Origin of the sequence: Fuscibacter oryzae (assembly GCF_016765795.1) — a bacterium.
In the GTDB taxonomy this organism is placed as follows: Bacteria; Pseudomonadota; Alphaproteobacteria; order Rhodobacterales; family Rhodobacteraceae; genus Fuscibacter; species Fuscibacter oryzae.
Window position 1 is genome coordinate 1 of the sequence record NZ_JAESVP010000003.1, and the last position, 12,055, is coordinate 12,055.

General features: G+C 61.9%; 12 protein-coding genes and 1 tRNA gene. 7 read left to right on the plus strand and 6 right to left on the minus strand.

What is annotated here, in order from left to right; translation table 11 throughout:
* Positions 1–216: 216 nt before the first annotated feature.
* Positions 217–291: transfer RNA gene (locus tag JI744_RS05930), tRNA-Thr, on the minus strand.
* A gap of 126 nt (positions 292–417) precedes the next feature.
* On the opposite strand from JI744_RS05930, the gene JI744_RS05935 reads away from it, so the two are divergent.
* Genes JI744_RS05935 through JI744_RS05945 form a run of 3 tightly spaced genes read left to right on the plus strand, consistent with a single transcriptional unit; the run spans position 418 to position 2,334 of the window.
* Positions 418–585, plus strand: a complete 168-nt coding sequence (locus JI744_RS05935; RefSeq protein WP_202658797.1) for a hypothetical protein — start codon at positions 418–420, stop codon at positions 583–585.
* A 10-nt stretch (positions 586–595) separates the two neighbouring features.
* Entirely contained in the window at positions 596–1,864 is a 1,269-nt protein-coding gene (gene murA / locus JI744_RS05940) for a UDP-N-acetylglucosamine 1-carboxyvinyltransferase (protein WP_202658798.1), read from the plus strand.
* The gene (locus tag JI744_RS05945; RefSeq protein WP_202658799.1) at positions 1,861–2,334 is read left to right on the plus strand and encodes a DUF2948 family protein; all 474 of its coding nucleotides are present in this window, start codon (positions 1,861–1,863) and stop codon (positions 2,332–2,334) included. The genes murA and JI744_RS05945 overlap by 4 nt, the downstream gene beginning before the upstream one ends.
* A gap of 4 nt (positions 2,335–2,338) precedes the next feature.
* Here the strand turns inward: JI744_RS05945 and JI744_RS05950 are convergent, their stop codons facing one another.
* The 5 genes from JI744_RS05950 to JI744_RS05970 form a co-directional block, all read right to left on the minus strand.
* A complete protein-coding gene (locus tag JI744_RS05950; protein WP_202658800.1) occupies positions 2,339–3,505 on the minus strand; it encodes an OpgC family protein in 1,167 nt (388 codons plus the stop codon).
* The gene (gene mdoH, locus JI744_RS05955; RefSeq protein WP_202658801.1) at positions 3,498–5,288 is read right to left on the minus strand and encodes a glucans biosynthesis glucosyltransferase MdoH; all 1,791 of its coding nucleotides are present in this window, start codon (positions 5,286–5,288) and stop codon (positions 3,498–3,500) included. Before mdoH ends, JI744_RS05950 begins: the two co-directional genes overlap by 8 nt.
* A gap of 3 nt (positions 5,289–5,291) precedes the next feature.
* Complete coding sequence (locus JI744_RS05960) at positions 5,292–5,468, minus strand: hypothetical protein (RefSeq protein ID WP_202658802.1); 177 nt, start codon at positions 5,466–5,468, stop codon at positions 5,292–5,294.
* Complete coding sequence (locus JI744_RS05965; protein WP_202658803.1) at positions 5,465–7,087, minus strand: glucan biosynthesis protein; 1,623 nt, start codon at positions 7,085–7,087, stop codon at positions 5,465–5,467. The genes JI744_RS05960 and JI744_RS05965 overlap by 4 nt, the downstream gene beginning before the upstream one ends.
* A 292-nt stretch (positions 7,088–7,379) precedes the next feature.
* Positions 7,380–8,249 (minus strand): hypothetical protein, encoded by an 870-nt coding sequence (locus JI744_RS05970; RefSeq protein WP_202658804.1) that lies wholly within the window; start codon positions 8,247–8,249, stop codon positions 7,380–7,382.
* Positions 8,250–8,380: 131 nt separating this feature from the next.
* Between JI744_RS05970 and miaB the strand changes: the two genes are divergently transcribed.
* From miaB to JI744_RS05990, 4 genes are all read left to right on the plus strand, one after another.
* Entirely contained in the window at positions 8,381–9,691 is a 1,311-nt protein-coding gene (gene miaB, locus JI744_RS05975) for a tRNA (N6-isopentenyl adenosine(37)-C2)-methylthiotransferase MiaB (protein ID WP_202658805.1), read from the plus strand.
* Positions 9,692–9,888: 197 nt separating this feature from the next.
* A complete protein-coding gene (locus tag JI744_RS05980) occupies positions 9,889–10,458 on the plus strand; it encodes an OmpA family protein (protein ID WP_202658806.1) in 570 nt (189 codons plus the stop codon).
* 5 nt (positions 10,459–10,463) lie between these two features.
* Positions 10,464–10,808 carry a hypothetical protein gene (locus tag JI744_RS05985; RefSeq protein WP_202658807.1) on the plus strand — a complete coding sequence of 115 codons (345 nt, stop codon included), beginning with the start codon at positions 10,464–10,466 and terminating at the stop codon, positions 10,806–10,808.
* Positions 10,809–10,984: 176 nt separating this feature from the next.
* Positions 10,985–12,028, plus strand: a complete 1,044-nt coding sequence (locus JI744_RS05990; RefSeq protein ID WP_328756954.1) for a PhoH family protein — start codon at positions 10,985–10,987, stop codon at positions 12,026–12,028.
* Positions 12,029–12,055 lie beyond the last annotated feature (27 nt).

Genomic DNA, 12,055 nt, shown 5'->3' on the forward strand with positions numbered 1-12,055 from the left:
CGCGCGCCGGGCGCTTGAGCAATCTGAGGGCTCCGCGCCCGGCGCGCTTGCCCAACCCGAAACCGACCACTATCAACCCCAAGGACTCTCGTTATGAACGAGGGACGACCGGGGGGCAGGTCAACAGCTATGCGCAATGGTGCATGTCTGTGCATGGTTCCAACGTCATAAAAGCTAGGACGGGCCGCGCATGCTGCTGATTTTGTTGTGGAAAAGTGGTGCTGCAAGAGAGGATTGAACTCTCGACCTCTCCCTTACCAAGGGAGTGCTCTACCACTGAGCTACTGCAGCACCGTTCACCGTCGTCGCGCTTGCGCCGTCTGTGTGGGCGGCTGATTAGACGGGATTCCCGCAGGGTGCAAGAGCAAATCTGCCGCCTCTCTGGACGGCTTTTCGCGGCTGGGGTAAGAGGGCGCAATGCAGGACAGTCCCGGCAAGGCCCAACAGAAAAAGTCGCAGCAGTCCGCCTCTCGCGAGGATCGGCTGAAGGCGGCGCTCAAGGCCAATATGGCGCGGCGCAAGGCTCAGGCCAGGGCGCGTCAGGATGCTGCCGGCGATGATGACAGCGAAACAGGCGAAGAATAGGCGGGCAAAGATGGATTCGATTCTGGTCAAGGGCAACGGGGCGCTGAACGGTGTGATTCCGATCGCGGGGGCCAAGAATGCCTGCCTGACGCTGATGCCGGCCACGCTGCTTTCCGAAGAGCCGCTGACGCTGACCAACGCGCCGCGCCTGTCGGATATTCGCACCATGACGCAGCTTTTGCAGTCTTTGGGGGCAGAGGTTGCCAGCCTCAAGGATGGTCTGGTGCTGGCCATGTCATCGCATGCGCTGTCCAGCCACGTTGCCGACTATGACATCGTGCGCAAGATGCGCGCCTCTATCCTTGTCCTTGGCCCGATGCTGGCGCGCGACGGGCAGGCGGTTGTGTCCTTGCCCGGCGGCTGTGCCATCGGTGCACGTCCGGTTGACCTGCACCTGAAGGCACTGGAGGCGATGGGCGCCGAGCTGGACCTGCGCGAAGGCTATGTTCATGCCAAGGCCACCGGCGGGCGGCTGAAAGGGGCGGTGTTCGAATTCCCTCTCGTGTCGGTCGGGGCGACGGAGAATGCGCTGATGGCGGCAACGCTGGCCAAAGGCACCACGGTTCTGAAAAACGCGGCGCGCGAGCCGGAGATTGTCGATCTGGCCGAATGTCTGCGCAAGATGGGCGCGCAGATTGAGGGCGAAGGCACCAGCACCATCACCATTCAGGGCGTTGACCGTCTGCATGGCGCGACCCATCCGGTGGTGACCGACCGGATCGAACTGGGCACCTATATGCTGGTTCCGGCGATCTGTGGGGGTGAGGTCGAGCTTTTGGGCGGTCGGCTCTCTTTGGTCGGTGCCTTTGCCGAAAAGCTGGACGCGGCAGGGGTTGCGGTCAGCGAAACGGAGCGGGGGCTGAAGGTCAGCCGCAGGAATGGCCGGGTGCGTGCGGTGGATGTGGTGACCGAGCCCTTCCCCGGTTTTCCGACCGATCTTCAGGCGCAGATGATGGCGCTGCTTTGCACGGCAGATGGCACATCGGTGCTGGAGGAAAAGATCTTTGAAAACCGCTTTATGCATGCCCCCGAACTGACCCGGATGGGCGCCCGGATCGAGGTACATGGCGGCACGGCCACCGTTCAGGGCGTGGAAAAGCTGAAAGGCGCCCGCGTGATGGCAACCGATCTGCGTGCCAGCGTCAGCCTGATCCTGGCCGCGCTGGCCGCCGAAGGGGAAACCGTAGTCAGCCGCGTCTATCACCTGGATCGCGGGTATGAGCGGGTTGAGGAGAAACTGTCGGCCTGCGGTGCCCTGATAGAACGGATCACCGCATGACCGATGCGCGGTACGAGGATGGCGATGAACAGCCGCTGCGCCTGATTGCCCGCGCGGCAGACGATCTGCCGGTGCTGGCTGCGCTGGTGCAGGATGCGGTGCTGGCAGCGGCTGACATGACCTATGCCCGTCCGCGCCGCCGCTTTGCCCTGTTCCTCAACCGTTTTCGCTGGGAGGACCGCGAGGCTGCGACCTCTGCCCGCCGCCCGTATGAGCGGGTGCGGGCACTTCTGGTGATTGAAGAGGTGCTGGCGGTCAAGACCCAAGGCATTCAGCGCGACGGCGATACGGTACTGTCGCTGCTGGACATCAGTTTTGCCGACAAAGGCGAGGGTGCCGGCACCCTGACGCTGACTTTTGCCGGGGATGGCGCGATTGCGCTGGAGGTTGAAGCGCTGGGTCTGTCGCTGCGCGACGTGACCCGGCCCTATGTTGCGCCGTCAGGCAAGGTGCCGGATCACGGGATGTGAGTGGTCAGGCGGCTGCCAATGTGGTGGTCCGTGCCTTGACGGACCCTGGCCACCAGGTCCGCGCGGCTGCCAGTGCAAATTGCAGCGCCAGCCCGCCAAAAACCATCAGGCAATCGGCCAGCAGGCTTTCGTCTGTTGTCCAGCGCAGGGCTTGCAGACCCAGACACAGCACCGACCCCAGCGCAAAGACCGGCAGCGCCTGACGGCCCAAAAGCGCGAAGGGCTGCATTGCAGCCGTGGCGCAGGCCCACCGCACCACTTTCAGCGACGACAGCAGATAGGCCAGCGCCATGATGTGCAGCAGGCGCGGCACCGTCGCATAGGTCTTGTCAAAATCGGTAAAGAACCATGGCACCCCGGCATTCTTGGCCAGCCACAGGGTATGGCCCATCGCATGATCGACCGGGGGCACCCAGATGGTGAGACAGGAAAACGCCAGATACAGCCAGCTGATCGCCTGCAACCAGCGCCGCACCGGCACCAGCCGCTTGCCCTGCCGCATGAACACGCCCGTCAGCAGCCCGATGACAAAGATGATCTGCCAGGCAAAGGGATTGAAGAACCAGCCGCCGGGCAGGGGGAAGTTGGGCAGGTCGATGTGATAGGTTCCGGCAATGAACCATGTTGCGAGCGATCCGGCCACCAGCCAGACCGGCCAGCGCCATGCCAGCCACAGCAGCACCGGCGAGACCAGCAGCAGAACAGTATAAAGCGGCAGGATGTTCATATAGCCGAACTGATGCGTCATCAGCGGGATGCCGATGAAGGTCTGAAGCGGTTTGGTGAAGACATATTTCATCAGATTGGCCATCAGGCCGCGCGAATCTCCGGTCAGCAGCGCAACGGCCGCCACCACGGCCAAGGCCAGCGCACTGCACATGACATGCACCTGATACAGCGTCCACGCCCGTTTCCAGATGCGGCCAAGGCCCGTCACAAAGCGGCCAGCGCCCCGGAAATCCAGCCCATAGGCCAGACCGGCGGCAATGCCTGACATCAGCACAAACCCCTCTGCCGCATCGGAAAACCCGAAATTGCGGCTGGTCAGGTTCTCGAACGGATTGCCGGGAATGTGATTGATGAAGATCATCACAAGGCAAATGCCGCGCAGGACATCCAGTCTCGCATCGCGCCCCGAGGGGGTTTTGGCCGCAGTCAGGCTGTCAGGCATGGGTCACCGCTTGGCCGGGCTGGTCCCGGTTTTCTACCGGGGTCTCCATGCCCTGCCAGCGGCAAAGGATCAAGTGTTGCAGTTTCATGACGGCGGTCGGCTGCCATTCCACCGGGGTCAGAAACACCGGTGTCCGGCTGGCCTTGGAGGACCAGCAGATGATGGCGGGCGCGAAAACCATCGGCAAACCAACCGGCAAAAGCCATGGCACCAGAACCGGCGACAGCCAGAATGTGGCGCCCAGAAGCACAAGGCCGGTCGTGGTGATCCAGTGGCTGGCGGCCCAGGCATTGCCAAAGGTCAGCGATCCGTCGCCCCTCACCTGCGCGGGCCAGCCGCCATCGGCCCCGCGCAGCACCTGAAACACCGAGCGCGTCTGAAAGGCCAGCAGCACCGGGGCAATCAGCGAGGAAAAGACCAGTTCGACCAGCACCGACACCAGCGCCCGGCCAGACCCGCCAAAACCCTTGGCGCGGCCCCGGATCAGCGCCTCGAAAAAGATCAGGATCTTGGGTAGGAACAAAAGCCCCACCACGCCGATCGCCAACCCCAGCGCCTTGGAGGCCTGACTGACGGGCAGCACCGGGAAGGGCCAGTCTTCCACAGGAAAGTAATCGGGGGGCGGGGCGAACAGGGGGGCGGCAATCGACGCCAGAATGAAGCCCAGCCAGAACACTGGCGCGATATAGGACAGGATGCCCTGGAAAAAGACGAAGCGGCTCCAGGGTTTCAGACCGGGCGCGCCGATGATCTTGGAATGTTGCAGGTTGCCCTGACACCAGCGCCGATCACGCTTGGCGAAATCGACGATGTTTTCCGGCGTCTCTTCATAGCTGCCGCGAATGTCGTCATCGACCCGCACAGTCCAGCCGTTGCGGGCCAGCAGGGCGGCCTCCACATAGTCATGGCTAAGAACATGGCCGCCAAAGGGCGGCTTGCCCGACAGTTCCGGCAAGCCGCAGCTTTCGGCAAAGGCGCGGGTGCGCACGATGGCATTGTGGCCCCAGAAGGGGCCGGTCTTGCCCTGCATCATCGCAAGGCCCCGGCAGAACACCGGTGAATAGAAGGTGGCGGCAAACTGGATCGCCCGGCCAAAGCGGGAATGGGCGTGGATGATCACCGGCAGGGTTTGCAGCAGGCCCAACTTGGGGTCGCCTTGCATCCGGCGCACCATCTCGATCAGGGTTTCGCCTTCGATCAGGCTGTCGGCATCTAGGATGATCGAGAATTCATAGGCAGCACCCGACTGGCGGATGAATTCTTCAATATTGCCGGCCTTGCGGCCCTTGTTCTGGGTGCGGCGGCGATAGAAAATCCGCCCTTCGCCTTGGGTTTCTTCCAGCAGGCGCAGAAAGGTCAGCCGTTCGGCTTGGGCGATCTGATCGTTGCGGGTGTCGGACAGGATGGCAAAGTGGAAATGGTCGCCAAGGCCCGTCGCCTTGAGAGAGGCCTCCATCGCCGCGATGCGGACAAAGGTCGCCAAGGGGTCTTCGTTGTAAACCGGCACCAGAATGGCGGTCGTACCGCGCAGGGGGCCAGTGTCGCGCGGCACGGCGGGCGGGCGCGTTGTCAGCCCGATCAACGCCGTCGATGCCCCCCAAGCCAACCAGAAGGTCGAGGCGAAGATCAGGACCGAGCGCACGATGTCCATCGAATCGAGGCCATCAGCAGCGCCGAATTGCAGGAAAAGCATAAAGCCGCCGATTCCGGCGGCCAGTGCGGCGATCAGGGTAATGGCTCGGGTGGCAGTGACCCCAAGCCCGTTCCCGCCAGTTTCCGGCATGGATCAGTGTCCGGTCTTGGGCGTCTGGATCGGGCGCATGCGCAGCAGGTTGGCCAGCCAGCCACCCTCGACCCGCTCCAGCACCTGCGGCGGCATCGACAGCGGGGCCATCGGAAGGGCACCACGTTCCAGCACAAGCTGGTCAATATCGGTTTCAGTGAGCTGCATGATGTCGCTCATTTGGTGTTGATCCACTGGTAAAGCCAGGTTTCTGTCAGTTTGCGGTCAAAGCCCGCGATATGCGCGCCCATCTCGATGATCGCACCGCTTGCGGCGCTTGCATCAATCACCAGCCGCCATATGTCGGTGCCGGCAATCTTTTCGACCGTCGTTCCAAGCACTTCGCCGCTGGACATGGTGACGATCGGTTCCACCATCGCCTCGTCATCCAGTTGCGCAAGGATGCCACCCTTGAAGTCGATCACGAACTTGCGGGTGCCTTGCACTGCCTCGACGCCCGAGATGCCGCCATGGCCTGCTCGAGTCTCGAATACATAAGCCAGAACTTCGGTATCGTCATGCGGCAAGTCGCCCCAGTGCAGCCGATAGGCGAATTCACGGGCATCACCCGCCTTTACGGCCCCATCGGGCACCCAATAGGCGACGATGTTGTCATTGGCTTCCAGTTGCGACGGAATCTCGACCAGACGCACGTTGCCCTTGCCCCAGTCGCCCATCGGTTCGACGTTCAGCGAGGGGCGGCTTTCATAGCGCGCGCCAACATCCTGATAGTTCTGGAAATCGCGGTCGCGCTGGAACAGGCCAAAGGCGCGGGGCGCAGTTTCGCTGAAATAACCGCCGGTCAGTTGCGAGGGGTTGTTCAGCGGCCGCCACAGCACATCGCCATCGGTCCGCACGATGCGCAGGCCCTCGCTGTCATGCACATTGGGGCGATAGTCGTCGAACTGAGCCCGGTTCTTTTCCGAGAAGAGGAACATCGAGGTCAAGGGCGCGATGCCCAGCTCTGTCACGTCCTGACGGAAGAACAGGCGGGCCGTCACCTCCATCTGCGTATCTGCGCCGGGGGTGATGACAAAGCGGTATGCGCCGGTGACCGAGGGGCCTTCGAGCGTGGCATAGACCGTGATCGAATTGGCATCCGCTGCCCCGCGCTCCATATAGAAGCGGGAAAAGCGGGGGAATTCCTCGGCCTGTGAGGTCGCTGTGTTCAGCGCCAGACCGCGTGCCGACAGGCCATAAGACGACCCACGACCCAGCGCCCGGAAATAGCTGGCCCCGACAAAGGCAACCAGTTCATCCAGCTTGTCAGGCCGGTTCAGCGCAAAGTTAAGCCGGAAGCCCGCGACACCGGGCAGCTTGGCATGTTCGGGAACCCGTTTGACCAGATCGTTCAGATATTCGAAATCGTCGGTGGTGAACCGCATTTCAGTGGACTGGCCTTGGGCCACCTCGAAAATGCGCACCGGCTCGGGGAACAGCCAGCCCATGTGGAACGCGGCCAGCCGGAAGTTCGAACCCTTTTCCGTCCAGCGGGCACGGTCATCGCGAAACCGGATCAGACGGTAATCATCATAGGTCAGGTCACCCAGAAAGCCCGCAGGGGCAGGGGCGGTGGCGAAGGGCTGGGTGGCCAGCGCCTTCATCTCGTCCGACAAGATGTCAAAGCTGAATTGCTGCGGTGCCGCAGGGGCATCGGCGGCGGCATCGACGGGCGCTGTGCCTGCGGTCTGGGCAAAGACAGCCCCTTGACCCATCAGGGAAAAGGGCGCGATTGCCGCCGTGAAGCGCAAAAATGCGCGGCGCGAGACAAGGTCGATCAGAGGTGCGGTATTCGACATAGGTATCTGTAACCGAAGGGCTTTCACGACATGAGACTGCGGATGGCCGCGCGCCGCATATAGGGGACAGGCAAGTTCATAAGCAAGCGGGGATCAAGACTTCCTGATCGAAACGGCGCAAAATTGCTTCACTTCTTCGACATGGGCGCACAGAAAAACATCGCGGCTATGCTGCATGTGCATAGGTGCCATGTTCCAGCCACGAACAGGCCCCGATCCGGGCCAGAACGGCCGTGCCATGAACGACAGGGCGCGGCGGGTGTCGGGCCAGATTCTCTGGCTAAAATCCCGGCTAAAACCATTGCCCCGGCTCCATCAGGCCCAGTTGCATCAACTGGTCGGAATGCCAGGCAAAGGGCACAGAGTTGTGCCATTGGAAGGTATGGATATCAAAGCGCGACCCGGCGTTGCTGCGCAGGGCCTTGGCGGTGCGAAAGCTGGCAATGGCGGTGGTGATGTTGTGGTGCCAGGGGCAGGCGTAGGTGTTGTATTCTTCGTCGTTGAACGTGTAGTCGGACCGCAGAACCAGCCCCGGCCTGGTCTTGAACAGGGCGATGCGGTCGATCTTGCGGCGGGGCAGGGGGATGTGTTCCTCAAACCGCCAGCGCAGGCCGCCAAAGAAATCAAGCTGACGTTCTTTTGGGTAGTTGTGGTTCGCAGCATCCGGCCTGCCCAGCGCGTAATAGCCAGACTTGTCCAGATGCGCCTGTTCCAGCGAAACGGCATTGGGAAACTGCGTCAGGTCATCGGCGTAAAGGTCTATCACATAAGATAAAATTGCGTCGCGCCGCTCCTCGGCGTGAAAGGCGATCAACTCGCGCACGTTGCGGGTTTCGCAAAAGGGGTGGAACAGGTATTCCGAGTTGTAACAGTAATAAAGCCAAATGCCCGGAGCGGCATCTGACACCGCATTGATCGCGGCAAAGACCGCATCCTCGATATGGATGTCGAACAGGATGCGGTGGATTTTCGGCTCCAGCTCTGGCGAAACGGTGATGCCTGCGGGGCCCAGCAGCGCGATTTCGGGAAAGCCCGCCGCCAGATGATGGCGCAGCGTGGTATCCACCTCGGTCTGATCTTCGGCAAAGACCAGCGCCAGCGGGCCCTTGGCAAAGGCCGCATTGCCCTTGGTCAGAAAGGTTTCTAGATCAGGATACAGCATCAGTCTTTGCAGTTTGGGCGCTTTGTTGCAGAATTCGGGAAAGCGGCGGCGAATGCAAGCCCTGCGGGCCGCCCATGCGTTGCGATTTGCCTTGCATTGGCGTAATTCGCGCAGGTCCCCGGAGAAATGCCATGTCCTCGCCCAAGAAGTTGTTCATCAAGACCTATGGCTGCCAGATGAATGTCTATGACAGCGAGCGCATGGCCGAAGCCATGGGCAACGAGGGCTATCTGCTGACCGAGGTGCAGGAAGAGGCGGACATGGTGCTGCTGAACACCTGCCACATCCGCGAAAAGGCCAGCGAAAAACTGTATTCCGACCTTGGCCGGCTGAAACCGCTGAAAGCCGCCAAGCCCGACCTGAAGATTGGCGTCGCGGGCTGCGTGGCGCAGGCCGAAGGGGCAGAAATCCTGAAACGGATGCCCTTGGTCGATCTGGTGGTTGGCCCGCAAAGCTATCACCGTCTGCCAGAAATGGCGCGGGCCCCCGAAAAGACGGTGGACACCGAATTTCCGGTTGAGGACAAGTTTGACCTGCTGCCCGAACGCAAAGCGCCGCGCGGCCCCTCGGCTTTTCTGACGGTGCAAGAGGGCTGCGACAAGTTCTGCGCCTTTTGCGTGGTGCCCTATACGCGTGGGGCAGAGGTCAGCCGCCCGGTTGGCCGCATTCTGGACGAGGCGCGCAAGCTGGTCGAACGCGGGGTGCGCGACATCACCCTCTTGGGCCAGAACGTGAATGCCTATCACGGCGAAGGGCCGGGCGGGGCCTGGACGCTGGCCCGTCTGATCCGCGCCCTGGCCGAAATCAACGGGCTGGCCCGCATCCGCTATACCACCAGCCATCCCAATGACATGGATGACGATCTTGTGGCGGCGCATGGCGATTTGCCGGCGTTGATGCCCTATCTGCACCTGCCGGTGCAATCGGGCAGTGACCGTATCCTCAAGGCGATGAACCGCAAGCATACGGCCGAAAGCTATCTGCGCCTGGTCGAGCGGATCCGCGCGGCCCGGCCCGACATTCTGCTGTCATCCGATTTCATCGTCGGGTTCCCCGGCGAAACCGACCGCGATTTTGCCGACACGATGGACCTGATCCGCGCGGTCGGCTTCGGGCAGGCGTTCAGCTTCAAATACTCTGCCCGCCCCGGCACCCCTGCAGCGGAAAAGGACCCGGTCGAGGCGGCGATTGCCGATGCGCGCCTGCAAGAGTTGCAGGCCCTGATCACCACCCAGCAGCGCGCCGCGCAACTGGCAATGGTGGGCCGCGAGGTCGGGGTTCTTTACGACAAACCCGGTCGTTTGCCGGGCCAGTTGGTGGGGAAATCGGACCATCTGCATGCCGTTTTCGTCGAGGATGCGCAAGGCAAGGTCGGCGATCTGGTCCGCGTGCGGATCGTCGCCTCCAGCTCCAACTCGCTGGCGGCAGAGCGAATCGGCTGATCGGCACATCTGTCGGGCCGGTTTCGCGCTGTTTCCGGCTCGCCGACAATTCGGGCCATCTGCCGGAATCGGATGCGGTACGGCACTAGTCCGTTGTTCTTTCAGGTATATTTTTCGCATTTGCTTGCGCCTCTGGGCCTGCGCGGCTCATTCTGTCCGGGCTGCTGCTATTTGTGTGGGTGTGGGGGTTTCAAGTGATGACGTTTCTCGTCGGGGCGTTGCGGGGCGGGCTTGCCGTTGCCGTGATGGCTGTTGGGTTGTTTGGTGCCGGGACCGCAATGGCTCAGCAGGCACCAGAACCCTATGGCAAGATCGAATGGGGCATCTGGGTCGATGATGACGGCTGCATGCACTGGTGGGCGGATGGCGGGCTGGAAGGCTATATGCTGGATCGGGTCAACCCCAAGACGGGCAAGCCGGTCTGCCTCAAGCGGAACACCTGCCTTGTTGAAAACACCGATGTGCTGTTTGCCACCGACAGCGCCACGCTGACCGCCAGCGGGCGGCGGCGGCTGCAAGAGTTCTTCGGTTCGACCAATGCCTTTGGTTACGCGGTTTATGGCCATACCGACAGCCGCGCCTCTGACAGTTACAACAAACGCCTCAGCCAGCGCCGTGCCGCTGCGGTGGCCGCTGTTGCCCGCTCGGTCGGGGGGGTGGTTGAACGTGAGATTGGCTATGGCGAAAGCCGCCCGGTCGTGCCCAACACCTCTGCTGGCAACATGCAGAAGAACCGGCGTGTCGAAATCGTCTGTTATCGGTGGTGATCGTGATGTCCAGGTCTGTTTCCCTGTTTCTTTCCCTTGTCGCGCTGGCCCTTTCGGGCTGTGTCGATGGATTGCAGCCCTATCAGAAGGGGGCGGGCACAGTTATCGCCACGGCGCATGACACGGGGCGTGACGGCAACGCGCTGCGCGAGGGCGAGGCGGCAATCGTCTATGACCCCGATGGTTGTCAGGGCTGGATCATCGACGACGGAGCCGAGGGCTATTCGGGCCGCCGCTTCGATCCGGTTTCCGGCCTGCCGGTCTGCAACAACCGCTATCCCCCCGGCACGGTGGTGGGTAACTATCAGACCGAGTCGGCCCCGATCCGCGATTGGGTGCCCGCCCAGTAAATCGGCAGCATGAGACGCAAGATATTGGGCTGCGGCACAAGCTGCGGCCCTTTTTATTGGGGTTAGGGCCGGAATTGCCTGAAAAAGCGTCACGCCAATGTCACGCCGGGGGCAGATGCTGCAAGAATATCAACAAGGCTCTTGCCGGATAAATCAGGCGGACCCACATTGATCTTGTGGCCCTTTGCATCAAGGAGATTCCTTTGGGCATCAGCGCACTGACCCCCCCGACCCGTGCCGAAGACATGGTGGAAACCGTTCTTGAATTCCCCGACAACCGGCTTTTGATCGACCTTTGTGGCGAGTACGACCGAAACCTTGCCCAGATCGAGCATCAGATGGGGGTGCATGTGCTGAGGCGGGGCAATCGGCTTTCCGTCATCGGTGACAAGGCCGCCCGCGAACAGGCGGCAGCCATCCTGCGTTCGCTTTATACCAAGCTGGAAGGTGGCCGAAGCGTTGCGGCGGGCGATATCGACGGCGCGATCCGCATGGGGCGTGCCGCAGATGTGCTGCGCCCTGACGGCGAGCAGATCGAGATGTTCGGTGCGACCGGAGTCGAGCTGCGCACCCGCAAAAAGCCGATTGAACCGCGGACCGAGGCACAAAAGACCTATGTCGCGAACCTTTTCGCCAATGAACTGGGCTTTGGCATCGGCCCTGCGGGTACCGGCAAGACCTATCTGGCCGTTGCGGTCGGCGTGACCATGTTCATCTCTGGTGCGGTGGAAAAGATCATCCTGTCGCGCCCTGCGGTCGAAGCGGGAGAGCGGCTTGGTTTCCTTCCGGGTGACATGAAGGAGAAGGTCGATCCCTACATGCAGCCGCTCTATGATGCGCTGAATGATTTCCTGCCCGCCAAGCAGGTGCAAAAGCTGCTGGAAGAAAAGCGGATCGAGATTGCGCCCCTGGCCTTTATGCGCGGCCGCACCCTGTCCAACGCCTTTGTCGTGCTGGACGAGGCGCAGAACGCCACAACCATGCAAATGAAGATGTTCCTGACCCGCCTTGGGCAGGGCAGCCGCATGGTGATCACCGGCGACCGCACGCAGATTGACCTGCCGCGCGGTGTGCCCAGCGGGTTGCAAGAGGCCGAGCGGATATTGAACGGCGTCAAGGGCGTCAGCTTCAACTACTTCACCTCAAAAGATGTGGTGCGCCACCCCTTGGTCGCCCGCATCATCGAAGCCTACGAATCCGACGAGGCACACGGCGCCTGAGAACGCTGGGCGTAACCACAAAGAGCG

Bases quoted from the DNA above. Each gene is read 5' to 3' on its own strand.
- JI744_RS05935 (WP_202658797.1), top strand. From the start codon at position 418: ATGCAGGACAGTCCCGGCAAGGCCCAACAGAAAAAGTCGCAGCAGTCC.
- murA (WP_202658798.1), top strand. From the start codon at position 596: ATGGATTCGATTCTGGTCAAGGGCAACGGGGCGCTGAACGGTGTGATT.
- JI744_RS05945 (WP_202658799.1), top strand. From the start codon at position 1,861: ATGACCGATGCGCGGTACGAGGATGGCGATGAACAGCCGCTGCGCCTG.
- JI744_RS05950 (WP_202658800.1), bottom strand. From the start codon at position 3,505: ATGCCTGACAGCCTGACTGCGGCCAAAACCCCCTCGGGGCGCGATGCG.
- mdoH (WP_202658801.1), bottom strand. From the start codon at position 5,288: ATGCCGGAAACTGGCGGGAACGGGCTTGGGGTCACTGCCACCCGAGCC.
- JI744_RS05960 (WP_202658802.1), bottom strand. From the start codon at position 5,468: ATGAGCGACATCATGCAGCTCACTGAAACCGATATTGACCAGCTTGTG.
- JI744_RS05965 (WP_202658803.1), bottom strand. From the start codon at position 7,087: ATGTCGAATACCGCACCTCTGATCGACCTTGTCTCGCGCCGCGCATTT.
- JI744_RS05970 (WP_202658804.1), bottom strand. From the start codon at position 8,249: ATGCTGTATCCTGATCTAGAAACCTTTCTGACCAAGGGCAATGCGGCC.
- miaB (WP_202658805.1), top strand. From the start codon at position 8,381: ATGTCCTCGCCCAAGAAGTTGTTCATCAAGACCTATGGCTGCCAGATG.
- JI744_RS05980 (WP_202658806.1), top strand. From the start codon at position 9,889: ATGACGTTTCTCGTCGGGGCGTTGCGGGGCGGGCTTGCCGTTGCCGTG.
- JI744_RS05985 (WP_202658807.1), top strand. From the start codon at position 10,464: ATGTCCAGGTCTGTTTCCCTGTTTCTTTCCCTTGTCGCGCTGGCCCTT.